Source organism: Streptococcus gallolyticus subsp. gallolyticus DSM 16831, from assembly GCF_002000985.1.
GTDB classification, from domain to species: Bacteria; Bacillota; Bacilli; order Lactobacillales; family Streptococcaceae; genus Streptococcus; species Streptococcus gallolyticus.
Genome location: NZ_CP018822.1, coordinates 375745 through 401097, shown reverse-complemented (window position 1 = coordinate 401097; position 25353 = coordinate 375745). Strand labels below are relative to the sequence as shown.

Sequence of the window (25353 nt, the reverse complement as noted above, 5' to 3'; positions counted from 1 at the left end):
TAAGAAAGTAATTGCTATAGGCTAATATTATACATATGTAACCGCTATCTAGCGGAATGTCCTGATTATAATTCATACCAGGCAAATCGTTAACATTGCTATAAACGTTTATACTAAAAACTTTTTACATTCTAACAGAGGAGCTAAACATGTACAAAGTAACAAAGAATCTAAAAAAAATCACTACAGCTTTAATACTAGCGCTAGTGGCACTCTTTGCTATTGACAGTAATACTGAAGTGGCTTATGCCGCAACTACTGGACTTAACTCTTGGGAAATCACAAGTAAAATGACTATTGGGTGGAACTTGGGAAATTCACTTGATGCAACCTATTGGACTGACAATCCTACTCCAGTCCAATCCGTTACCGCTTGGGGAAACCCTGAACCAACACAACAACTTTTTGACAAGGTAAAATCTTTAGGATTTAACACAGTGAGAATACCAGTAACTTGGTATCAACATCTTACCTACAATAATGCCACACAAACTTACGAAATCAATCAAGATTGGTTGGATTATGTCAAAAAAACAGTTGACTACGCCTACAATAATGACATGTTTGTTATTATCAACGTTCACCATGAAAATTGGGTTAACGTAGATTACTTTAATGATTCAAATCTTGCTACCGCAAAAACAAAACTCAAAGACATTTGGCAACAGCTTTCAGTTACCTTTGCTAATTATGACCAACGTCTTATTTTTGAAGGAATGAACGAGCCAAGACAAACTTATAACTCCTCTGTAGAATGGGGAAATGGAGATTCATATTCGTGGGATTATATTAACCAACTTAACAGCACGTTCATTTCAACCGTAAGAAGCAATTCCTCTGGCTATAACTCTGAACGTTTGCTAATGATTCCTTCTTACCATGCAGCCGATAATTACGAAGCGCTAAGTCATCTTGACATTCCTAGCAACAGCGGAAATATCGCCATTTCCGTCCATGCCTATGAACCATATTCATTTACAATGGATAGTAGCGAAAGCCATAAATACCAAAGCAACAACAAATACGGGGGCTATAATCCAGATACTCTAAAAAGTATCATGAACGACCTTAAAAAGATTCAAAGCGAAAAAAATGCTCCAATTATTATCGGTGAATTTGGTGCCTCAGATTTCAACAATACAGACGAACGCGTTGCTTGGGCAAAAGACTACATGACTCAGGCTACTAGCGCTGGCTTTGTATGTGTCCTTTGGGATAATAATGCTGATAATGACTACTCATCAAGCGAGAATTTCGGATTTATTAACCGTTCAACCAACGAACTTTATGACAACGCTAAAAGTGTCGTTTCAACACTCATTAACTACGCTAAAAAGAATACCTCAACTGATACTAGCAATACTGGTAACACAGGCAGTACAGATAATACTGGTGATAATTCAGGTTCAGAAAAGGACTATTCATGGAAAGATTTGTTTGGTGCCAATGGAGCAGCTTGCTTGCAAGCTTGGCAATCACAAGAAATTCCTAATGCTCTAAACTACATTAACAACGATTATAAAATCGTAGTTTTATATAGGGGGCAAAACGCACCGAAACTCGTTGTGGAAAATGCTTATTCTTATAGTTGGGACGTTACCGTTGAACCAAGCTCTATTGAATATGGTGAAAATAATGTTGCCTACTATAATTACAGTGACATTGCAGCGGCCTTTTCAAAATATGGCGTAAGTATCTATGACATGGGAAAAGTTTTAGCATTTACATCTGCATATACCGAAATTTACGGTGTTTATGCCGCACCAGTCTAAGAATTTGACTTATAATAATATGTAGTCTATGAAAGCAGTTCATATCGAACTGCTTTTTTGCATCTCTATTATTCTATAGCCTTGTGCTCTCCAAATAATATTTTCAATATCTAGAAATTATTTTTAAACTCGTTAAAGAAGGGCTCAATTTGGGTTAGAAACGCCTTCTTGCCCTCAAAGCGCTCCCCTCGCATCACCTTCGCCAATTTCTCTCGTGCCCCTACTCCCAGTCGCTGCTCAACCGCCTGCAGCCGCTCCTGATAAGCCACATAATCCGCCAGATCCAGAAAGCTTGCTTGCGCCAAACAATGCCCCACGTCACTAATCTCCTCATATGGCAGCTGATTAAACTTGCGTTTCAAACTCTCTTGATGGCGAATCACATCCTTGAGATAGTTGGAAAACTTCGTTTTAAAATAGGCATAAAGGGACAAGTCGTCCTGCAACAAGTCTGGCTTTTCTTGCAGGAGACGGAACAGAACCACCCGTCCCTCTTGTAACCAATCATCATAGTCCCATAATTTGACAAAATAGTGACGACGCAACTTAAGCACAATCGGTTTGACCTTTTCAAAATAGCTTTCAAAGGTTTCCATCATTTTCAAATCTCCTTGACAGTTAGTTTCCCTTACTTAAAAGGTAATCCCATTATAAAAAGGAAAGCGCAAAAAGACCATGACATTTTTGTCATGGTCACAAAAGTGCTTATGAAGTAAGAAAAAAACAACAGCCTCAGCTATTGTCACCGTCTTCTTTACTCCGCCAGTAGGACTCGAACCTACGACATCATGATTAACAGTCATGCGCTACTACCAACTGAGCTATGGCGGATAAAAGCTAAGCGACTACCATATCTAACAGGGGGCAACCCCCAACTACTTCAGGCGTTCTAGGGCTTAACTGCTGTGTTCGGCATGGGAACAGGTGTATCTCCTAGGCTATCATCACTTAACTCTGATTGATTATCCAATCAAAATTGAATACCTATATATTCTAACAAGTTTCCGACGCGCTGTCAATTCGTCTCAGTTACTTTGGATAAGTCCTCGAGCTATTAGTATTAGTCCGCTACATGCGTCACCACACTTCCACTCCTAACCTATCTACCTGATCATCTCTCAGGGCTCTTACTGATATTAAATCATGGGAAATCTCATCTTGAGGTGGGCTTCACACTTAGATGCTTTCAGCGTTTATCCCTTCCCTACATAGCTACCCAGCGATGCCTTTGGCAAGACAACTGGTACACCAGCGGTAAGTCCACTCTGGTCCTCTCGTACTAGGAGCAGATCCTCTCAAATTTCCTACGCCCGCGACGGATAGGGACCGAACTGTCTCACGACGTTCTGAACCCAGCTCGCGTGCCGCTTTAATGGGCGAACAGCCCAACCCTTGGGACCGACTACAGCCCCAGGATGCGACGAGCCGACATCGAGGTGCCAAACCTCCCCGTCGATGTGAACTCTTGGGGGAGATAAGCCTGTTATCCCCAGGGTAGCTTTTATCCGTTGAGCGATGGCCCTTCCATGCGGAACCACCGGATCACTAAGCCCGACTTTCGTCCCTGCTCGAGTTGTAGCTCTCGCAGTCAAGCTCCCTTATACCTTTACACTCTGCGAATGATTTCCAACCATTCTGAGGGAACCTTTGGGCGCCTCCGTTACCTTTTAGGAGGCGACCGCCCCAGTCAAACTGCCCGTCAGACACTGTCTCCGATAGGGATTACCTATCTAGGTTAGAGTAGCCATAACACAAGGGTAGTATCCCAACAACGCCTCCACCGAAACTAGCGTCCCGATTTCGTAGGCTCCTACCTATCCTGTACATGTGGTACAGATACTCAATATCAAACTGCAGTAAAGCTCCATGGGGTCTTTCCGTCCTGTCGCGGGTAACCTGCATCTTCACAGGTACTAAAATTTCACCGAGTCTCTCGTTGAGACAGTGCCCAAATCATTACGCCTTTCGTGCGGGTCGGAACTTACCCGACAAGGAATTTCGCTACCTTAGGACCGTTATAGTTACGGCCGCCGTTTACTGGGGCTTCAATTCACACCTTCGCTAACGCTAAGCGCTCCTCTTAACCTTCCAGCACCGGGCAGGCGTCACCCCCTATACATCATCTTACGATTTAGCAGAGAGCTGTGTTTTTGATAAACAGTTGCTTGGGCCTATTCACTGCGGCTGACTCTAAGCCAGCGCCCCTTCTCCCGAAGTTACGGGGCCATTTTGCCGAGTTCCTTAACGAGAGTTCTCTCGCTCACCTGAGGCTACTCGCCTCGACTACCTGTGTCGGTTTGCGGTACGGGTAGAGTATAATTAACGCTAGAAGCTTTTCTTGGCAGTGTGACATCACTAACTTCGCTACTTAACTTCGCTCCCCATCACAGCTCAATGTTATAGATATAAGCATTTGACTCATATCACACCTCACTGCTTAGACGTGCTCTTCCAATCGCACGCTTTAGTTAGCCTACTGCGTCCCTCCTTCACTATATACTCTAGTACAGGAATATCAACCTGTTGGCCATCGGATACACCTTTCGGTCTCTCCTTAGGTCCCGACTAACCCAGGGCGGACGAGCCTTCCCCTGGAAACCTTAGTCTTACGGTGGACAGGATTCTCACCTGTCTTTCGCTACTCATACCGGCATTCTCACTTCTATGCGTTCCAGCGCTCCTCACGGTACACCTTCTTCACACATAGAACGCTCTCCTACCATACCTAAAAGGTATCCACAGCTTCGGTAATATGTTTTAGCCCCGGTACATTTTCGGCGCAGGGTCACTCGACTAGTGAGCTATTACGCACTCTTTGAATGAATAGCTGCTTCTAAGCTAACATCCTAGTTGTCTGTGCAACCCCACATCCTTTTCCACTTAACATATATTTTGGGACCTTAGCTGGTGGTCTGGGCTGTTTCCCTTTCGACTACGGATCTTAGCACTCGCAGTCTGACTGCCGATTATATCTCATTGGCATTCGGAGTTTATCTGATATTGGTAATCCGGGATGGACCCCTCAATCAAACAGTGCTCTACCTCCAAGAGACTTAACATCGACGCTAGCCCTAAAGCTATTTCGGAGAGAACCAGCTATCTCCAAGTTCGTTTGGAATTTCTCCGCTACCCACAAGTCATCCAAGCACTTTTCAACGTGCCCTGGTTCGGGCCTCCAGTGAGTTTTACCTCACCTTCACCCTGCTCATGGGTAGGTCACATGGTTTCGGGTCTACGACATGATACTAAGCCGCCCTATTAAGACTCGGTTTCCCTACGGCTCCGTCTCTTCAACTTAACCTCGCATCATATCGTAACTCGCCGGTTCATTCTACAAAAGGCACGCTCTCACCCATTAACGGGCTCGAACTTGTTGTAGGCACACGGTTTCAGGTTCTATTTCACTCCCCTCCCGGGGTGCTTTTCACCTTTCCCTCACGGTACTGGTTCACTATCGGTCACTAGAGAGTATTTAGGGTTGGGAGATGGTCCTCCCAGATTCCGACGAGATTTCTCGTGTCTCGCCGTACTCAGGATACTGCTAGGGTTTAAGACTATTTCGATTACGAGGCTGTTACTCTCTTTGGCTTACCTTCCCAGGTAATTCTTCTATAATCTTGCGTCCCACAACGCAGTCCTACAACCCCGATGTGTAAACACATCGGTTTGCCCTCTTGCCAGTTCGCTCGCCGCTACTAAGGCAATCGCGTTTGCTTTCTCTTCCTGCAGCTACTTAGATGTTTCAGTTCACTGCGTCTTCCTCTTCATTACCTTAACAGTAATGAGTGACATGCATCACATGCCGGGTTCCCCCATTCGGACATCTCTGGATCAATGTTTACTTACAACTCCCCAAAGCATTTCGTCGTTAGTCACGTCCTTCATCGGCTTCTAGTGCCAAGGCATCCACCGTGCGCCCTTATTAACTTAACCTTATTTTGGTCTTCTGACCTTAAACTCATTAAATCACAGCGTTTCGGTTTATTTCTTGTTACTTTCTACAATTATTTCTAATTGTGGAATTTGATATAGATATTCAATTTTCAATGGACAATCATCTTGAATCTTTCGATTCAATGGAGCCTAGCGGGATCGAACCGCTGACCTCCTGCGTGCAAAGCAGGCGCTCTCCCAGCTGAGCTAAGGCCCCACAAGACCTCTCAAAACTAAACAAGACTTCCCAAACGTGCTTCCGTTTTTTCCTTAGAAAGGAGGTGATCCAGCCGCACCTTCCGATACGGCTACCTTGTTACGACTTCACCCCAATCATCTATCCCACCTTAGGCGGCTGGCTCCTAAAAGGTTACCTCACCGACTTCGGGTGTTACAAACTCTCGTGGTGTGACGGGCGGTGTGTACAAGGCCCGGGAACGTATTCACCGCGGCGTGCTGATCCGCGATTACTAGCGATTCCGACTTCATGTAGGCGAGTTGCAGCCTACAATCCGAACTGAGATTGGCTTTAAGAGATTTGCTTGCCGTCACCGACTTGCGACTCGTTGTACCAACCATTGTAGCACGTGTGTAGCCCAGGTCATAAGGGGCATGATGATTTGACGTCATCCCCACCTTCCTCCGGTTTATTACCGGCAGTCTCGCTAGAGTGCCCAACTGAATGATGGCAACTAACAATAGGGGTTGCGCTCGTTGCGGGACTTAACCCAACATCTCACGACACGAGCTGACGACAACCATGCACCACCTGTCACCGATGTTCCGAAGAAACTTTCTATCTCTAGAAATAGCATCGGGATGTCAAGACCTGGTAAGGTTCTTCGCGTTGCTTCGAATTAAACCACATGCTCCACCGCTTGTGCGGGCCCCCGTCAATTCCTTTGAGTTTCAACCTTGCGGTCGTACTCCCCAGGCGGAGTGCTTAATGCGTTAGCTGCGGCACTAAGCCCCGGAAAGGGCCTAACACCTAGCACTCATCGTTTACGGCGTGGACTACCAGGGTATCTAATCCTGTTTGCTCCCCACGCTTTCGAGCCTCAGCGTCAGTTACAGACCAGAGAGCCGCTTTCGCCACCGGTGTTCCTCCATATATCTACGCATTTCACCGCTACACATGGAATTCCACTCTCCCCTTCTGCACTCAAGTTTAACAGTTTCCAAAGCGAACAATGGTTAAGCCACTGCCTTTAACTTCAGACTTATTAAACCGCCTGCGCTCGCTTTACGCCCAATAAATCCGGACAACGCTCGGGACCTACGTATTACCGCGGCTGCTGGCACGTAGTTAGCCGTCCCTTTCTGGTAAGTTACCGTCACTGTGTGAACTTTCCACTCTCACACACGTTCTTCTCTTACAACAGAGCTTTACGATCCGAAAACCTTCTTCACTCACGCGGCGTTGCTCGGTCAGGGTTGCCCCCATTGCCGAAGATTCCCTACTGCTGCCTCCCGTAGGAGTCTGGGCCGTGTCTCAGTCCCAGTGTGGCCGATCACCCTCTCAGGTCGGCTATGTATCGTCGCCTTGGTAGGCCGTTACCCCACCAACTAGCTAATACAACGCAGGTCCATCTACTAGTGATGCATTTGCATCTTTCAAGCATCTAACATGTGTTAAACACTGTTATGCGGTATTAGCTATCGTTTCCAATAGTTATCCCCCGCTAGTAGGCAGGTTACCTACGCGTTACTCACCCGTTCGCAACTCCTTCTACTCTAGCAAGCTAAAGTAGTCAGCGTTCTACTTGCATGTATTAGGCACGCCGCCAGCGTTCGTCCTGAGCCAGGATCAAACTCTCATTTAATCTTGTTCTCATTCTGTCACTGACAGATTTATTTTCTTAACAGGTCGATTTCTCAACCCGCACGTTTGGTTCGTCTTGTTCAGTTTTCAAAGGTCTTTGCCTCTTGCGAGACAACTTCTATATTCTATCAAATCTGAAACAGCTTGTCAACTACTTTTTCAAGTTTTTTTCAACTCTGTTTCAATCCGATTTCCGCCGCACCCCTCTCGGACAACAGCTATATTAGTGTATCATCTCAAGCTTACTTTGTCAAGAACTTTTTTAGCTTTTCTGTAAACCTAAGACCTGCCCTCTTGCGACAGCTCATCTAGTATACTAAACTTAGGAAAAACTGTCAACCGATTCTCTGAACTTTTTTAAGTGTGCCTTGTTCCCTTTTGGGTGGGGGTGGTAAGATTATTGACTAAGGAGCTTGTAGAAAGGGTGTAGAGTGGGGAAAGAGAGCGATTAGAGGCTGAAATTTAGATATGCAAAAAAAGAGAAGGAACCCCTTCTCTTTGTCTTATAATTCTTGTTTATAAGCTTCTGCTTCTGCTTCTGTACAAAGAACAAAGTGGCCAGGTGTAATTTCACGCATTTCACGTGGTTGGCCATCTAGTTCTGCACTTGGATCGTATTCTTCATGGATACGATTTCTTTCAGATTCTGGGTCTGGTTCTGGAATTGCAGTCAATAAGCTCTTAGTATATGGGTGAATTGGATGATTATAGACATCATCAGATGTTCCAATTTCAAGCATTTTACCCCAGTGCATAACCCCAATACGATCTGAGATGTATTTAACCATTGACAAATCGTGAGCGATAAAGAGATATGTTAACCCCTGTTCTCTTTGAAGTTTTTGCATAAGGTTAACAACTTGAGCTTGGATTGACACGTCAAGGGCTGAAATTGGTTCATCGGCAATGATGAACTTTGGTTCAACAGCAAGAGCACGAGCGATACCAATACGTTGACGTTGTCCACCTGAAAATTCATGTGGATAGCGTGTTGAATGGTCTTTGTTAAGTCCAACTAAAGCAAGTAAATCTTGAACTTTTTGGTCACGTTCTTCTTTACTGTTAACTAATTTATGGATGTCAAGTCCTTCCGCAACAATGTCACGAATTTTCATACGACCATTAAGACTAGCTTGTGGGTCTTGGAAAATCATTTGAGCATTTTTACGGAATTCGTGCAATTCTTTTCCTTTAAGGTGAGAGATAGTTTCGCCATCAAAATCAATTTCACCTTTATTAATGTCGTACAATTTCAAAATAGCACGACCAATGGTTGTCTTACCAGAACCTGATTCTCCAACAAGACCGAAAACTTCACCTTCGTAAATATCAAAACTGATATTATCAATAGCTTTTACTTCGTTCTTTTTACCTTCATTAAAAGTCAATGATACATTTTTAAGTTCAACAAGCTTTTTTCTATTTTCAGTCATCAAGCTTTTCTCCCTTCAAGTTCTTTCCATTTTGCCCAACGTTTTTGAATTGGTAATGGTGGTGTTACTTTAGGTGCACGTTCATCTAACAACCATGTAGCTGCAAAATGCGTATCACTAACTTTAAACATTGGTGGTTCTTCTTCGTAATCAATATCTAAAGCAAACTCGTTACGTGGTGCAAAAGCATCACCTTTTGGTGGATTAAGGAGATCTGGCGGTGTCCCTGGGATAGATTGAAGGCTTCCTGCTTCAGTATCAGTTGTTGGCATTGAATTCAAAAGCCCCCAAGTATATGGATGTTGTGGGTTATAGAATACTTCATCTACTGTTCCATATTCAATAATCTTACCAGCATACATAACAGCAACACGATCAGCCATACCCGCAACAACACCAAGGTCATGTGTGATAAAGACGATTGATGAACCACGTTCTTTTTGAATTTGTTTCATCAAATTCAAAATTTGTGCTTGAATGGTTACGTCCAAGGCTGTTGTAGGTTCATCAGCAATCAAAATATCTGGGTTTGCTGCCAAGGCAATCGCAATAACAGCACGTTGACGCATACCACCTGACCATTGGTGCGGATAATCATTAATATGTTCTTCTGCATTTGGAATACCGACATTTTTCATGAGTTCCAAAGCACGTTTTAAAGCTTCTTGTTTAGAAACTTTTTCATGAATCATAATTGGTTCAGCAATTTGTTGACCAATTTTCATTGTTGGATCAAGACTTGTCATAGGGTCTTGGAAAATCATTGCAATTTCATTTCCACGAACCTTAATCCATTCGTCTTCTTTTAATTCTGTTAATTTTTTACCTTTGAAATCGATGTCTCCTGTAACTTCTGCATTTGAAGCTGACAAGCCCATCAACGTTTTTGTTGTTACAGATTTACCTGAACCTGACTCACCAACAATGGCAAGCGTTTCACCTTCTTTTAAGTCAAAGCTGACATCACGAATAGCTTTAATTTCCCCAGCATAGGTATGGAAATCTACACGGAGGTTTTTAACTTGTAAAATTGTTTCTTCAGTCATAGTTTTTCCTCCTAACGATCACCAGATTTTGGATCGAATGCATCACGAAGTCCATCACCTAATAAGATGAAAGCAAGTGAGATCAATACCAAAGCAAGGGCTGGTAAAATAACTTGATAAGGGTAATATTGTAAATATTCTTGGGCATCAGTAATCAATGAACCAAGTGATGCTGTAGGTGGTTTCACCCCAAGGTTGATAGCTGAAAGAACAGCTTCGTACATGATGGCACTTGGAACTGTCATCATGATTTGAACAATAATAATCCCTGAAATGTTTGGAAGAATATGTTTAAAGGCAATTTTTGGCGCACTTTCACCCAATGAACGAGCTGCAAGGACAAACTCTTGTTCACGATAAGAAAGTGTTAAGTTACGCACTTGACGAGCCATTGAAGTCCAACCGACGATAGCGATTGAAATGATGATTGATGTGACACCATTACCAAGCAAAAGTCCTAGCATTGTTACAATAACCAAGTTAGGAATTGATGAAATAACTTCAATGATACGTTGCATAATCATATCGACTTTACCACCGACATAACCTGAAATTAAACCGTATGTTACACCAATCAAGAGGTCAATCAAAGTAGCTACGATTGCGATAAGAAGGGAAATACGAACACCGACAATAATACGTTTGGCGATACTACGTCCCAAATTATCAGTACCTAAAATGAATTTTGTTCCTTCTGGTACACCTTGGTCAGCATAAACATCTGTTGCTTCTGTATTTCCAGAATAAGTAATTGTACCATTCCAGAATGGAAGATTATCACTAATTTTTGGTGGAAGGTTACGATATGTCGTAACTTCTTTTGTGTTAAATGCATTAGCATCATCACGCGGAACTAAAACGACTGAAATCATTGAAAAGACAATCAAGATAGCCAAGAACCACATTGAAACGACAGCTAATTTATTTTTTTTCAAACGACGCCAAGCATCTTGCATGAAAGAAAGAGCAGGCTTTTCGATTTTTTCTTGTGAGCTGGCTGAACCAACGCCAACAAGTTTAAATTCTCTATTTTTTTCTGCCATGTTATTCTCCTTACTGCAAGCGTACACGAGGGTCAACGATACTTGTTGCAATATCTGTTACCAAAATGGCAACCATCAACATCATTGCATATACAATAGTTGTCCCCATGATTACTGGGTAGTCTTTAGCTGGAATAGATGTGACAAATTGTTGACCAATTCCTGGAATTGAGAAAATTTGTTCAATCAATGCTGAACCTGTCAAAAGGTTTGCCGCCATAGGTCCAACCAAAGTTAATACTGGAATCATTGAGTTACGGTAAGCGTGCTTACGAGTTACTTGACGTTTAGTCAACCCTTTAGCAGTTGCTAATTGGATATAATCTGAACTCAATGTTTCAATCATTTGTCCCCTGAAGAAACGTGTTACTTGAGCAAATACTGGAATTGCCAAGGCAATTGATGGCATGACAGTCTGTGCAAATGTTCCCCAACCAGCAAGTGGGAATAAGCTCCATTTGAAACCAAGAAGTACCAAAAGGAAAAGACCGATAATGAATGAAGGCACAGAAATACCTAATGTTGAGATGACACTAAGGACACCGTCAATCCAGTTATTTTTGTTACGTGCTGAAGCAGCACCAACCAAAATACCAGCAATAAGTCCAATAACAAGTGCTTGAACACCAAGTTGGATAGAAACACCCAAACGTTGTGAAATCAAACGTGATACTGGTTGGTTAATTGATTGGTAACTTGTACCAAAGTCACCGTGAAGAACATTCCAAAGATAAGTAAGGTATTGTTGCCATACTGGCTTATCCAAACCATATTGTTTGTTCATTAGAGCAATCATCTCATCAGTTAGTTTTGGGTTATTGTAAGGTGTCCCAGGCATAACTTGCATGAGGAAAAACGACAGGGTAACCACGACCCAGAGTGTTACAAGCAGAATCGCAACACGTTTAAGAATGTATTTTACCATAATATTTCCTTCTCTTTATTGCTTTTGTTGGCAGGAGAAGAAAATTTCCTGTCAACAAAAGCAAGAATTGGTCGCAACCAATTCTTGCCCAATATAGTCACTATTAAAGATTAATCCTCTTTATAAGCGTATGTAAAGTCAACTTGTAATCCAGTAGAATTACGAACAAGTCCCTTGATTGATGGGTTTTGAAGTGATTTTGTACTGCGGAAGTAAAGTGGGTTATAGTGAGCATTGTTATAAAGCTCTGCTTCCGCTGTCTTATAATCTTCAGCTGCTGCAGCTGGATCTAAAGCATCTGTTGTAAGAGCTTTTTGGTAAGCAGCATCGTAGGCAGCATCAGAAATTTGACCATAGTTGTATGAAGATGTTGAAGTAAACAATCCGTAGAAAGTAGAACCTTCTGGATAGTCACCACCCCAAAGCGATACTACAATATCAAAGTTTTGATTCTTAGAGTCTTGCAGACGTTGTTTGAAAGTGACGAATTTTTCTTCAATTGTCAAACCTGGTAGAGCATTTTCCCATGTTTGTTTAATATAGTCAACTGCAGCTTTAGCAACAGCGTTATCTGAATCAGCTGTGATTGTCAATGTAATTGAGTCAGTACCAAGCTCTGCCAAACCTTCTTTGAAGAGTTTTGCAGCTTCGTCTTCATCATAGCTGTAATCAGCAGCAACATAATCAGACAAGTCAGTTCCGTCAGGTAATGTTTCAAGTCCTGTTGGAACCAAAGCATTAGCTGCCGTAGAACCTGTATCAATAGCTGCTTTTACAATACCTTCACGGTCAGTTGCCAAGTTAAGTGCTTGACGAATTTTTGTATTTGTCAAAGCTTCTGTTGAACCGGATTCATTGTAAACCATGTAAGCTGTTGTTGCTTCTGGAACATCTACAACATCATCGCGGTTTTTATTAGCGTTATAGATTGCATCTGTTCCTGAAATGCTAGCTGTATCAAGCTCACCGTCTTTATACATTTGTACGGCTGTGTCAGCTTTCTTAACAGTTTGAACGTTTACTTTTTTAGTTTTAACGTTATCAGCATCCCAATAATATTTGTTTTTCACAAGTGTGAATGTTCCGCTCGTACCATCCCAATCTTCAACAGTATATGGTCCTGAGTACAAAGCGTTGTCAGAAGTTGTTCCGTAATCATCTCCTTGTTCTTCAACAAACTCTTTGCTTTGTGGCATAAAGTTTGCAAATGAAAGAAGACTTTCAAATTGTGGTGATGGGCTAGACAATGTAAAGATGACTTTATTTCCGTCAGCTTTAACGCCTAGTTCGTCAACACTTTTAGTTCCTGCAATAACTTCTTCAGCGTTTAAAACGTGCGCATCTGATACAAGATAAGCATACTCTGAAGCTGTTGATGGATCAACAATACGTTGCCATGTATAAACGAAGTCTTCAGCAGTCAAATCGCTACCGTCAGACCATTTTAAATTGTCGCGTAATGTTGCTGTATATGTCAAACCGTCATCAGATACCTCAACGCTTTCAGCTAAGTCAGGTTGTAAATTACCATCTTCATCACGACGAAGAAGGTTACTTCCTGAGTTACCAATAGCAATTGACGAATAAGTATCTGTAACTTTTGAAATATCCAAAGTGCTAATTTCTGTTGGCACATACCAATTAATTTCATCACTGCTTGAAGATGACGATGAACTGCTACCCCCACAAGCTGCCAAAACAGCTGCAGAAACTAGCGTAACCGCCCCCAAGCCAATGCGTTTCCATGTTTTACTTTTTAATAACACGTGACGCCCCTCCTGGTGTTCTCTCTAAATTATATTATTTGACAAATAGAATTATATCATAAACTTTTCTTAAAGAAAATACTTTTGTCAGAATTTTTTGTCAGATTATCTAACACGGTAATTATATGGTATAATCATAATGATTAATTTTTTTACAAAGGATGGAACTTCTAATGAAGAAGATTTTTGCGTTTTTTGCAATTTTTCTGACTTTTCTTGCAGTAGGAAGCAAAGTTAGCGCAGATGATGATTTTGATGTAGCTGCCGAACACGCTATTGCTGTTGAAGCTACCACAGGAAAAGTATTATATGAAAAAGATGCAACCACACCTGACGGCATTGCATCTATGACTAAGATTTTAACTGTTTACTTAGTTTATAAAGCTATTGATGAAGGAAAACTTTCTTGGGATACCAAAGTTTCTATTTCAGATTATGCTTATGATTTAACAGCGAATTCTGATGCTAGTAATGTCCCTATGGAAGCACGCGAATATACGGTTGAACAACTTGTAAATGCAGCAATGGTCGCTAGTGCAAACAGCGCAGCCATTGCCCTTGCGGAACAAATCGGCGGTACTGAAAGTAAATTTGTCGATATGATGAAAGCACAATTGGAAGAATGGGGCATCACAGACGCCACAATCGTCAATGCTTCTGGTCTTAATAATAGCTATCTTGGTGACAATATCTACCCAGGTTCAAGTTCGACCGATGAAAATATGATGAGTGCTCGAGATGTTGCTATTATCGCTCAACACTTAATCACTGAATATCCTGATATTTTAAAAATCACAAGTCAAACAACTGCTGACTTTGATGGCACTACGATGAATACCTACAACTATATGTTAGAAGGTATGCCATATGAACGCTCAGGGGTTGACGGTCTTAAAACAGGTACGACAGAATTAGCTGGCGCTTCTTTTGTGGCTACTTCAACTGAAAATGGTATGCGTATTATTTCTGTTGTTATGAATGCAGATGGTTGGGAAGATGATGAATACGCTCGTTTTGAAGCAACAAATGACTTGCTAGATTATGTCAAATCAAACTATGAAATGGTGACACTTGTTAAAGCAGGGAAATCTTACCAAAGTAGTAAAGCTACGATTAATGACGGTAAAGCAAAATCAGTTGCTGCTGTCGCTTCTGAAGATTTAAAAGTTGTCCGTCGTATTAATACTGATGTTTCTGCTGATTTTTCAACTAATGCAGACGGCTATGATGCTCCTATTACTAAAGGGCAAAAAGTTGGAACCATTACTTATAATGACACCCAAATTGTAGGAACTGGTTATCTTGATTCTGAACCAAGCGTAACTGCGGTTGCTAAGACAGATGTTGATAGAAGTATTTTCTTCAAGGTATGGTGGAACCATTTCGTTACTTTTGTTAATGAAAAACTTTAATTTCATATATATAAAAGAGGCAAGCCTTTGGCTTGTCTCTTTTAGTCTATTACCCAACAGAACCTTCCATTTCATAACTAATCAATCGATTAAGTTCAACGGCGTATTCCATTGGTAATTCTTTTGTGAATGGTTCAACAAATCCCATAACAATCATCTCTGTTGCTTCTTGTTCTGAAAGCCCTCGGCTCATAAGATAATAAAGTTGTTCTTCTGAGATTTTTGAAACTTTAGCTTCATGCTCAAGTGCAACTTGTGAATTGTGAATTTCGTTGAAAGGAATGGTATCTGAACGTGAAATATCATCCATGATAATGGTATCACATTCAATATGACTAACTGATTTTTTAGATTCCTTATTGAAAGTCACTTGACCACGATAGTCAACTTTTCCGCCACCTTTGGCAATGGATTTTGAAACAATCGAAGATGAGGTGTGTGGTGCATTGTGAATCATTTTTGCACCTGTGTCTTGGTGTTGCCCTTTATTAGCAAAAGCAATTGACAACATTGTGCCACGCGCACCTTCGCCGTCAAGGTAAACAGATGGGTATTTCATGGTTGTTTTCGCACCAAGGTTACCGTCAATCCATTCAACAGTTGCATTTTTCTTGGCTGTGGCACGTTTTGTTACCAAGTTATACACGTTGTCTGACCAGTTTTGAATCGTTGAATAACGCATATAACTGCCTTCAAGTGCAAAAATTTCAACGATAGCAGCATGCAGACTTGCTGATGAATAATTTGGTGCGGTACATCCTTCGACATAATGAACGCTTGCCCCCTCATCAACGATAATCAATGTTCGTTCGAATTGCCCTGTTGCTTCATTGTTAATACGGAAATAAGTTTGCAAAGGAATATCGACCTTAACCCCTTTTGGCACGTAGATGAATGTTCCACCTGACCAAAACGCTGAATTCAAAGCTGCTAATTTGTTATCCGTTGGCGGAACTAGTTTGGCAAAATATTTTTTGAAGAGGTCAGGATACTCTTTCAAAGCAGAATCCGTATCTGTGAAAATGATTCCTAACTTATCGTACTCATCTTTCATGTTATGATAAACGACTTCTGATTCGTACTGAGCTGACGCTCCTGCAAGGTAGGCACGTTCGGCTTCAGGAATTCCGATACGTTCAAACGTTTCTTTAATTTTATCTGGAACATCGTCCCATGAACGTGCTGGTCTGTCAGAAGCTTTTTGATAATAATTAATCTCATCAAAATTAATGTCTGACAAATCAGGTCCCCAATCTTGCATTGGCATTTTATTGAAAATTTCCAATGATTTCAAGCGGAACTCAAGCATCCATTCTGGTTCGCCTTTTTCTGCTGACATTTCACGAACAACAGCTTCGCTGATTCCTTTTCCTGTCGAAAAAATAGGCGTTACATCGTCATGAAAACCAAATTGATAATCACCGATATCAATTGGCTTTGGGGTTACTTTTTCATTTTTTTCAGGCATCTAGTTACCTTTCTAATCCTTACTATCGTTTTCAATAGCTTTTTTCAGAGCATTCCAAGCAAGTGTTGAACACTTGATTCGCTGTGGAAATTTTGAAACCCCTGCTAAAAAACTAGCTTCGCCTAGTCTTTTTTGAGCGTCATCTTTTTCACCTTGAACCATTTTAGAAAAAATCTCAGCCAGTTCAAGTGCTTCTCCTTTTGTTTTACCGATAACGGCATCTGTCATCATGCTTGATGAAGCTGTCGAAATGGTACAACCATCACCTGCAAAGGCGATATCCGAAATACGATCACCGTCAAACTTCACTGATAAAGAAATCACATCGCCACAAGTTGGATTGTTAAGATTGACTTGGTCAACATCTTCTAATTTTCCATGGTGATGTGGACTTTTGGAGTGGTCAGAAACTACCGCCATATAAAGACTATCTAATCTAGAAAGTGCCATTGAAAAACTCCTTTGTTTTAAGAATTGCTTCTACCAGTTTATCACAATCTTCTTTCGTATTATAGATATAAAAACTTGCACGCACCGCTGAATGAATACCAAGATAAGTAATCAATGGTTGTGCACAATGGTGTCCTGCACGCACAGCGACACCTTCATAATCTAGTGCCGTTGCCACATCATGTGGGTGTAAGCCATCTAAGTTAAAGGCAATTACTCCCATGTGTTGACTTGGGTCTTGTGGTCCGTAAACCGTCAAACCATCAATAGCTTGCAATTTCGGAAGGACGTAATTTACTAATTCTTGTTCGTGAGCATATACGGCGTCCATACCAATATCGGTTAAGTAATCAATAGCTGCTCCCAAAGTAATAGCCCCCGCAATATTGGGTGTTCCTGCTTCAAACTTCCATGGTAATTCTTTCCATGTTGCCTCTTGTTCATAGACAAAATCAATCATTTCGCCACCAAATTCGACTGGTGACATTTGATTAAACAATTCTTCTTTACCATAAAGGACACCAATACCCGTTGGTCCTAGCATTTTATGTCCCGAAAAAGCAAAGAAATCGCAGTCCAAATTTTGAACATCAATGCTCATGTGAGGTGCTGATTGCGCACCGTCAACAACCATATATGCCCCAACTTGGTGAGCTAGCTCTGCTATTTTTTTGACAGGTTGAATTGAACCAAGGACATTTGAAACGTGGGCAACACTAACAAATTTTGTTTTGGGTGACAATTTGCTTTGCAAGTCTGCCATGTCAAGTTGTCCGTCTTTGAGGTAAGCGTAGACTAATTTTGCTCCCGTTTTACGGCAAGCTTCTTGCCATGGAATGACATTAGAATGGTGTTCCATGATTGAAATGAGAACTTCATCGTCTTTTTGGAGCACTTCTTCTGCAAAACGTGCTACCCAGTTTAGTCCAGTTGTAGTGCCTCGTGTGAAAAGAATTTCTTTTGTTGACTTGGCATTAATAAATTGGCGTGCCTTTTCGCGACTAGCTTCGTAAGCAGCCGTTGCACGTTCAGCCAAAGTATGAACACCACGGTGAACATTGGCATTTGTCTTATGGTAATAATCGTTAAGTGTATCAAGAACTTGTTGTGGTTTCTGTGTTGTTGCCGCATTGTCAAGGTAAACTAATGGTTCATCATTGACAATTTGGTCAAGAATAGGAAAGTCTTGATAAATGTTATGCGCATCTAATGCTGACATTCTAACGATTCTCCAATTTACGGTCTAATACCGCAATCATTTCATCACGGACTTCTTTTACAGGAATTTCCGTAATAACAGCGCCCAAGAAACCACGAATAACCAAGCGCTCTGCTGTATCCTTATCAAGTCCACGACTCATCAAATAATACATATCTTCTGGGTCAACTTGTCCAATTGAAGCCGCATGACCTGCCGTTACATCATTTTCATCAATTAACAAAATTGGATTGGCGTCAGAACGTGCTTTATCAGAAAGCATTAAAACACGGCTTTCTTGTTGCGCATCTGCTCCTTTTGCTCCCTTGATAATATGTCCAATACCGTTAAATGTCAGTGTCCCACGTTCTAAAATAACACCATGTTGTAAAATGTGACCAATTGAATTGCAGCCGTAGTTTGTCACACGTGTATCCACGCCTTGAACTTGACGTCCTGATGATGCTGCAACAACTTTAAGATTGGCATGGCTACCATTTCCATACAAATCTGAATCGAAATCAGCGATAACATTGCCTTCATTCATGACACCGAGTGCCCAATCGACACTAGCATCTTTACCGTGGCGAGCACGACGACTAATGTATGTTGTGACATTCTCACCCAGACGGTCAATCGCTGAAAATTTCACTTGGCTATCATCAAGCGCAATAACCTCAACGCTGATATTCGCTGTTGCTTGAACATCACCCTCACCAATTGTTTCAAAGCGTTCCAAATAATTAATGCGACTATTGCGTCCTGCAATGATTAAAATATGCTTGTTAAACGGCACATCACTAGCTTTATCTTGATAAAATAAGCCTTCGATTGGCTCTTCAATCTCAACATTATCAGGAACGTAAAGAACAGCTGCGCTATTAAAATAAGCGGTATGATAAGCAGCTAACTTATCTTCCTTAAAATCACGCGCTGCTCCAAAATACTTTTCAATAATATCAGGAATTTCTTCCAAAGCTGTATAGAAATCGGTGAAAATAACACCTTTATTAATCAAATCAGTTGGTAATTGTTCTAAAACGGTTTGTGTACCGACTTGAACAAGTTTTGGATTGTCTCCAAGTGCTGTGAAATCAGGGACATTAGCAAGTGCTTGGTCCTCTGAAATCGTCCCATCACCTAAGTTCCAGCGGTGAAATTTAACACGGTTGATTTCAGGTAATGGCAATTTATCTATATTATCAAAGGCAGTCAAACGACGTTCTTGTAGCCATAAAGGTTCTGCCTTTGTTTGTGAAAAATTTAGGATAGATTCTTTCGTCATAATTTGATGTTTACTCCTTTTCATAGTCATCATACGAGTATCGTCTGCCAAAAGCAGACTTTGACATCATCAATTACACTTCTTCTTCGTATTTTAGTCCAAGTTCTTCTGCAATTTTTGCATAACCTTCTTTTTCAAGACGGGCAGCAAGTTCAGCATCACCTGAAAGAACAACACGTCCATCCATCATAATATGCACCACATCTGGTGTAATATAGTTGAGAAGTCGTTGATAGTGAGTGATAATCATAGCTCCAAAATTATCGCCACGCATAGCGTTAACACCTTTTGAAACAATTTTAAGAGCATCGATATCAAGTCCTGAATCAATTTCGTCAAGAAGTGCAAATTTAGGTTCGAGCATTAGCAGTTGAAGAATTTCATTACGTTTTTTCTCACCACCTGAGAAACCTTCGTTAAGGTAACGTTCTGCCATTTCTTCTTTCATGCCAAGAAATTCCATTTTTTCATCAAGTTTTGTAATGAAATCCATAACTGAAATTTTATCGTCATCTTCTTTTCCAGCATTCATAGCTGCACGGATAAATTCAGCATTGGTGATTCCTGGGATTTCAGATGGGTATTGCATAGCAAGAAAAAGCCCGAGACGTGCACGTTCGTCAACTTCCAGTTCAAGGATATTTTCACCGTCAAGCAAAATTTCCCCTTGAGTAACCTCATAATTTGGATTTCCCATAATAGCTGCTGATAAAGTTGATTTACCAGTACCATTAGGTCCCATAATCGCAGCAATCTCACCAGTCTTAAGGGTTAGATTGACACCTTTTAAAATTTCTTTATCTTCAATAGAAACATGAAGATCTTTTATTTCAAGTACAGACATGTGTACATTCCTCCAATTAATCAAATACGACAGTAACTTTTTTCTGAAAATTACCGCAGTTCTATAGGGTTACTAATCATTATATCAAAAAAAAGCCATAATAGGCTTTTCAATCACTTATTATTTTTGCGATTTTTCCATTTTAGCATGGTTGCTTGGCGATAATCGCTATTTCCGATAAATTTAAGCATATCAAAGAGTGGTGTACGCCCTACTCCCCAAATTTCTAGCCCTTCAATAAAGACTTCTAAAGCAAAGGCAACACCAACCATTAGAAGCACACCACCGAGGCGACTAGAAACATTTAGCAACAAGGCGATAAGTGAAAAGAGAATGGCAATACCATAAACCACTAAAACCGCTCCACGATGCGTGAACCCCATTGCCAAAAGGCGGTGATGCAAGTGCATCTTGTCTGCTTCCGTCGCTGGACGCCCTGACAATTTACGGCGAATAATCGCCACAGTAGTATCTAGTATTGGCACACCAAGGATGATAACAGGCGTTACCACAGCAACAGCTGTTGAATTTTTCAACCCTTGCAATGATAAAACACCAATCATAAACCCTATAAACAGGGCACCTGTATCTCCCAGATAAATAATCGCAGGGTTGTAATTATAAGGGAAGAAACCTGCAATACAAGCAATCAAGAGTAAGATTGTCAACGTTAGGTAAAAATCAGTTTGCGGTAAAAAGAAATACGAAACCAAAGCCATTGTAACAAGGCTAATGATTGATACACCGCTAACCAAACCATCTAAACCGTCAATCAAATTCATTGCATTGGTAATCGAAATAATCCAAAAGACGGTTAAAAAGAAAGTAATCACTGAATTAAATTCGAGCAAGGGACCGCCAAATGGTATTTTAAAACTATCAAAGCGGAAATCTGTAAATGCCCAGACAACAACAGCTCCAAGAATAATGCCTGCCATTTTTGTCTTAGGTTTCAATTCGTAAATATCATCAATAAAACCAGTCGTTGTGATAATTAATCCACCAATAACAACTGGCAAAATATAATCAAAATAAGATGTTGTCCATATCGGCTCTTTCAAAACCCTTGGCATTAGAATTAAGGCTGAAATTAAGAAAGAGATAAAAATCGCTAATCCACCACTACTTGGCATAGGTACTTCGTTGACACGTCTAGCATTTGGATTATCAACAGCTCCAACACGAAATGCAATAAAACGAACAATCGGTGTCAAAAATAATGACAGTAAGAAAGCGCCGATTAAAACAAGAACATATTCAATTGTAAAGGGTGCCATATTATACCAACTCAATCATTTTTAATTTTGCAACAGCGTCATCTGCTAACATTTCAACACCGTGCTCTTGCAAATAAGCACGCGTTTTTGTACCTGCGCTAGCATATTCCAACAAACGAGCATACATCAAATTCGCATAGTAAGACGGATGATTTTGCAAATCAAGTAAAATGGTCATGTGGTAAAGACCGCCATCTTTGTAGAGTTCTGATGCTTCAACTGGAAAATCAATTGCTTTAGCAAAAGCTACGACAGCTTCAAGTGTTGGAAAATCAAGGACATAATGAACATAATCAGATGGATTAATATCCTCTTCTGTTGGCTCTGCTTGAGCTTGTTCTGTGAGAACTTCCTCAACAGCACCTTCCATCATTTCTTCGATTTTTCCTAATTTTTCATGCGCCTCAGTATCACCTTTAGAAAGCATTGTTTGTTCCAATGTTTTGAAAAATTCCTCAGGTGACATGTTTGACACGTCGTCGAATGCAGCTAAATCTTCAAAATTAATTTCTTTATTGATCTCAGATTTTGTAACAAAGACATCAATACGGTCTTTTCTTGGTGTCACACGAAAGCTAAGCATTCCACTATCTTTGAAATTATCTGGTAAATCTAATTCGTCCATTACTGAGTAGAAGAACTCTTCTGTCTTTTCTTGTGGAATCAAAAAGTCTTTCAACTCCATGCCACGTTCTTCTAAATCTTCCATACTAATCGTTATTTTTAGCGTTGTCTCGCTAATCTGTTTCATTTCCATACTAATTACCTCGCACGAGTAGTCATTTTATTATACAAGAAAAGTCGGACTTTTTCAATTTTTACGCTATAAAAGCAGCCCTTGAGAGGCTGCTTAGTTATTAAAAGATAGCTTTCAAGATACTATAAACAATAAGAATCGAACCTAAAACGATACGATATTTACCAAAAATAGTGAAATCATGTTTTTTAACATAGTCAGTCAAGAAGCGGATAACGTAAAGGCTGACAAGGAATGCTGTTACACTAGCAACCATTAAAATTAAAAATTGACTGAAACTAAGAACATTTCCATCTAAGAAGAACTTAACCGCCTTCAAACCACTATAACCAAACATTGTTGGGATAGCGAGGAAGAAAGTAAAGTCAGCAGCAACTGAACGACTTGTTCCCACAATAATTGCCCCTAGAATTGTAGCACCTGAACGACTTGTCCCTGGAATAATACTAAGAACTTGGAAGCAACCAATCCAAAAAGCGGTTAAATAAGGCATACGAGCAAGTTCAGTAACCTGCGGTTCAACATTAGCATTGCGTTTTTCAATCCAGATAAAAGCAATCCCATAAACAATCAAAGCAATGGCGATTGGAACCATGTAATTAAAATGTGCTTCAAACCAATCATCAAGCGGCAACGCAATCAAAATTGATGGAATACAAGCAATAACAACTTTTAACCATAATTGCCATGTTAATTGGACCTCACGCGCTGTTTTACCAGGTTGAAATGGGTTCAAACGTTTAAAGTAAATTACGATAACAGCCAAGATTGCTCCCAATTGGATAACAATATTGAACATATCCAAAAACGCTTTGCTTTGGTTCAAACTGATAAACTCTTGAACCAAAATCAAGTGTCCTGTACTTGAAACAGGCAACCACTCTGTAATTCCCTCAACTATCCCTAAAAAGATAGCCTTTAGTAGTTCGAAAAATAACATAAGTTCTCCTTAAATTTATATCTCTTCAATTATAGCAGATTTGAAGCGTTTTTAAAACGCTCCGCCTCCACCTCCGCCTCCGCCGCCAGAGAATCCTCCCCCGCCACCTGAGCCAGAGCTACCAGAGGAAACGGAAAAATGAGCAGCCATGTTCGCATTGTGACTAGCTAAACCTAGCTGATGAGTATGCATACCAATCATATAACCTAGTTCTTGATTGGTTAAAATAACCGATTCATTTGCAAGCTTGATATCATTAAAATCAAGGTATTTTTGCACTCGCTTAGCATAACCAAATAAAGTAGCATAAACCAAGATACGATTCCAAACAACGACACCTTGAATATCAACTTTATCAAATTTATCAATGTCACGCATCATATTGGTAAAGCTAACCCATGCTTGCACACGTTGTTGACCTTCAGCTGTTATGATTCCATGTTCGGTAGAATAATGCATTTTTCGGTTAATGTAAAGCAGCATGAAAATCACAATTGCTAGTAAAGTACCGTATATGAGAAAAATCCAATGCTCCTGCATAAATGAATAAACGCCGCTTAAAGTTACTACGAGCATTGCTACCAGTAGGAAGCGACGTGCCAACGAAATGGTACTCTTAGTTCCTTCAGATAATTCTTGACGAATAGCTGGTAAGTTTTGACTCGTCACCTCTTTTTCCACTAACTTATTAATGCTATTCAATTTAGCATTGTATCGGCGATTAAAATCATTTCCTATCTTATTAAGCTTGCTTTCTAGTGTTTTACCTTTATATTGTTTTTTATACTTCTTCAGCAAAGTATCATCAAAATGGTAATCAGCAAAGAGATCATCAATAATTATTTTCTCTTTTCCACCAAATGCCATATCAATCACTTCGGCTTCATAATCCATCATCGGCATATCAAGATGACAGAACAACTCCTTATCATCAACGCTAATAACCTTACGGTCAATCAAATCAAGCAAGGTTGCTTGCATAGCTGTCTCAAAATTAAATTTTTGTGGAATTGAACTGCCTTTAGTATCCAAATGTTGCAGATCTACATCATAAATGTATTTCAATACTAAAAGTGGCGACCAATCTTCTGGTGCTTCGTAAGAACGTATTTTTCTATCAAAATGTTCGTATCGTCTAGCCAGTCTGAATGCTCTGAAAAATACCACTAAAGCACCCACTATCAATACAATAACAACTGCTGGCAAGACATAAAATAACAATACCTGTAAAACTTGACTTCTACGAGCAATTTTAGCTTCTTGTTTGATAATAGCTGACTTTCGATTCTTAGACAGTAAACTAACATTTTCAAAAATTGAATGGTCCCAATAAGCGTGTAACTCCAATTTGCCACTAACATTTTTAGCTGAAATCTGATAGCCATTCGACGTTTTGGTAACTGTTGTTGAATTCAGATAACCTGTATGTGCCCACAATTGGCGATTAGAAGTGGACTTATCCGTGGTTACTGTAAAATTCACATTATGCAAGGTTTCATCCCAATCACTGATTGGTACCCAGTTTAATTCGACAACATCTGAATACGGAAACAACAATTGCGATAATTGCCAGTGCACAGTGACCACAACAGTATCACCGCTTGAACCAGCATTATAAATTTTCACTTCATAACCATCACCAAGATTAGAAATTCTAGTGTCAACTTCTCTGCTAGTTCCATTAACTTCTGCCGAAACTTCAGGTTGACTATTTACCGAAAAACCATCTGGCATATTACCAGCTTCTCCCAATGTTACAATTTGCCCATTATAAGACGAATCAAACTGATACGTAATCGTCTGAATAAAATCAGCTGAATTATCGTCATGTATTTCTAAGACACCGTCATAATGGCTAATACTGTAGTCAACATCAGCATTAACCTGAACGGACAATCCCAAAAATGTAACAATAGCAAACAAAAATAATGTTAATTTTTTCATCATCTCCTACTCCTTTCCTCTCCCTTATTTTACCATAT

Annotated in this window: 17 protein-coding genes, 2 tRNA genes and 3 rRNA genes; 2 read left to right on the top strand and 20 right to left on the bottom strand. The window is 40.4% G+C overall.

Annotated elements, in window-relative coordinates; genetic code table 11:
- The first annotated feature begins 149 nt into the window (after positions 1 to 149).
- Positions 150 to 1772: a glycoside hydrolase family 5 protein gene (locus BTR42_RS02235; RefSeq protein ID WP_077496212.1), complete on the top strand. Its 1623-nt coding sequence runs from the start codon at positions 150 to 152 to the stop codon at positions 1770 to 1772.
- A 110-nt stretch (positions 1773 to 1882) separates the two neighbouring features.
- Here the strand turns inward: BTR42_RS02235 and BTR42_RS02230 are convergent, their stop codons facing one another.
- From BTR42_RS02230 to BTR42_RS02180, 11 genes are all read right to left on the bottom strand, one after another.
- Entirely contained in the window at positions 1883 to 2371 is a 489-nt protein-coding gene (locus BTR42_RS02230; RefSeq protein WP_077496210.1) for a sigma-70 RNA polymerase sigma factor region 4 domain-containing protein, read from the bottom strand.
- Between the two features lie 158 nt (positions 2372 to 2529).
- A tRNA-Asn gene (locus tag BTR42_RS02225) sits at positions 2530 to 2603 on the bottom strand.
- Between the two features lie 5 nt (positions 2604 to 2608).
- Positions 2609 to 2724, bottom strand: a 5S ribosomal RNA gene (gene rrf / locus BTR42_RS02220).
- A gap of 82 nt (positions 2725 to 2806) precedes the next feature.
- Positions 2807 to 5705, bottom strand: a 23S ribosomal RNA gene (locus BTR42_RS02215).
- A 144-nt stretch (positions 5706 to 5849) separates the two neighbouring features.
- Positions 5850 to 5922, bottom strand: a tRNA-Ala gene (locus BTR42_RS02210).
- Positions 5923 to 5979: 57 nt separating this feature from the next.
- A 16S ribosomal RNA gene (locus BTR42_RS02205) occupies positions 5980 to 7528 on the bottom strand.
- The 16S, 23S and 5S rRNA genes sit together here with 2 tRNA genes alongside, the layout of an rRNA operon.
- A gap of 502 nt (positions 7529 to 8030) precedes the next feature.
- The gene (locus BTR42_RS02200; protein ID WP_077496208.1) at positions 8031 to 8960 is read right to left on the bottom strand and encodes an ABC transporter ATP-binding protein; all 930 of its coding nucleotides are present in this window, start codon (positions 8958 to 8960) and stop codon (positions 8031 to 8033) included.
- Entirely contained in the window at positions 8960 to 10006 is a 1047-nt protein-coding gene (locus tag BTR42_RS02195) for an ABC transporter ATP-binding protein (protein WP_009853406.1), read from the bottom strand. The genes BTR42_RS02200 and BTR42_RS02195 overlap by 1 nt, the downstream gene beginning before the upstream one ends.
- 11 nt (positions 10007 to 10017) lie before the next feature.
- Positions 10018 to 11049, bottom strand: a complete 1032-nt coding sequence (locus BTR42_RS02190) for an ABC transporter permease (RefSeq protein ID WP_009853405.1) — start codon at positions 11047 to 11049, stop codon at positions 10018 to 10020.
- Between the two features lie 10 nt (positions 11050 to 11059).
- On the bottom strand, positions 11060 to 11974 hold the full coding sequence (locus BTR42_RS02185; protein ID WP_009853404.1) for an ABC transporter permease: 915 nt from the start codon (positions 11972 to 11974) through the stop codon (positions 11060 to 11062).
- Between the two features lie 110 nt (positions 11975 to 12084).
- Positions 12085 to 13740 carry a peptide ABC transporter substrate-binding protein gene (locus BTR42_RS02180; protein WP_077496206.1) on the bottom strand — a complete coding sequence of 552 codons (1656 nt, stop codon included), beginning with the start codon at positions 13738 to 13740 and terminating at the stop codon, positions 12085 to 12087.
- Between the two features lie 173 nt (positions 13741 to 13913).
- Here BTR42_RS02180 and pbp3 point away from each other — a divergent pair, with 173 nt between their 5' ends.
- Positions 13914 to 15152, top strand: coding sequence for a D-alanyl-D-alanine carboxypeptidase PBP3 (gene pbp3, locus BTR42_RS02175; protein WP_077496204.1), 1239 nt, complete (start codon positions 13914 to 13916; stop codon positions 15150 to 15152).
- Positions 15153 to 15201: 49 nt separating this feature from the next.
- On the opposite strand, the gene sufB is transcribed toward pbp3, so the two are convergent.
- The 9 genes from sufB to BTR42_RS02130 all read right to left on the bottom strand — a co-directional run bounded on the left by sufB (position 15202) and on the right by BTR42_RS02130 (position 25318).
- On the bottom strand, positions 15202 to 16620 hold the full coding sequence (sufB, locus tag BTR42_RS02170; protein ID WP_009853401.1) for a Fe-S cluster assembly protein SufB: 1419 nt from the start codon (positions 16618 to 16620) through the stop codon (positions 15202 to 15204).
- 12 nt (positions 16621 to 16632) lie between these two features.
- Entirely contained in the window at positions 16633 to 17070 is a 438-nt protein-coding gene (gene sufU / locus BTR42_RS02165) for a Fe-S cluster assembly sulfur transfer protein SufU (protein ID WP_077496203.1), read from the bottom strand.
- Positions 17057 to 18289, bottom strand: a complete 1233-nt coding sequence (locus BTR42_RS02160; RefSeq protein ID WP_077496201.1) for a cysteine desulfurase — start codon at positions 18287 to 18289, stop codon at positions 17057 to 17059. Before BTR42_RS02160 ends, sufU begins: the two co-directional genes overlap by 14 nt.
- Before the next feature lies 1 nt (position 18290).
- Positions 18291 to 19553: a Fe-S cluster assembly protein SufD gene (gene sufD, locus BTR42_RS02155; RefSeq protein ID WP_077496199.1), complete on the bottom strand. Its 1263-nt coding sequence runs from the start codon at positions 19551 to 19553 to the stop codon at positions 18291 to 18293.
- A gap of 73 nt (positions 19554 to 19626) precedes the next feature.
- On the bottom strand, positions 19627 to 20397 hold the full coding sequence (sufC, locus tag BTR42_RS02150; RefSeq protein ID WP_003063299.1) for a Fe-S cluster assembly ATPase SufC: 771 nt from the start codon (positions 20395 to 20397) through the stop codon (positions 19627 to 19629).
- A 113-nt stretch (positions 20398 to 20510) separates the two neighbouring features.
- Positions 20511 to 21674, bottom strand: a complete 1164-nt coding sequence (locus BTR42_RS02145; RefSeq protein WP_077496197.1) for a glycosyltransferase family 4 protein — start codon at positions 21672 to 21674, stop codon at positions 20511 to 20513.
- Position 21675: 1 nt separating this feature from the next.
- Positions 21676 to 22431 carry an adaptor protein MecA gene (mecA, locus tag BTR42_RS02140; RefSeq protein WP_009853397.1) on the bottom strand — a complete coding sequence of 252 codons (756 nt, stop codon included), beginning with the start codon at positions 22429 to 22431 and terminating at the stop codon, positions 21676 to 21678.
- Positions 22432 to 22531: 100 nt separating this feature from the next.
- Positions 22532 to 23371 carry an undecaprenyl-diphosphate phosphatase gene (locus BTR42_RS02135; protein ID WP_003063292.1) on the bottom strand — a complete coding sequence of 280 codons (840 nt, stop codon included), beginning with the start codon at positions 23369 to 23371 and terminating at the stop codon, positions 22532 to 22534.
- 51 nt (positions 23372 to 23422) lie between these two features.
- The gene (locus BTR42_RS02130; RefSeq protein WP_077496195.1) at positions 23423 to 25318 is read right to left on the bottom strand and encodes a DUF2207 domain-containing protein; all 1896 of its coding nucleotides are present in this window, start codon (positions 25316 to 25318) and stop codon (positions 23423 to 23425) included.
- Positions 25319 to 25353: the final 35 nt, after the last annotated feature.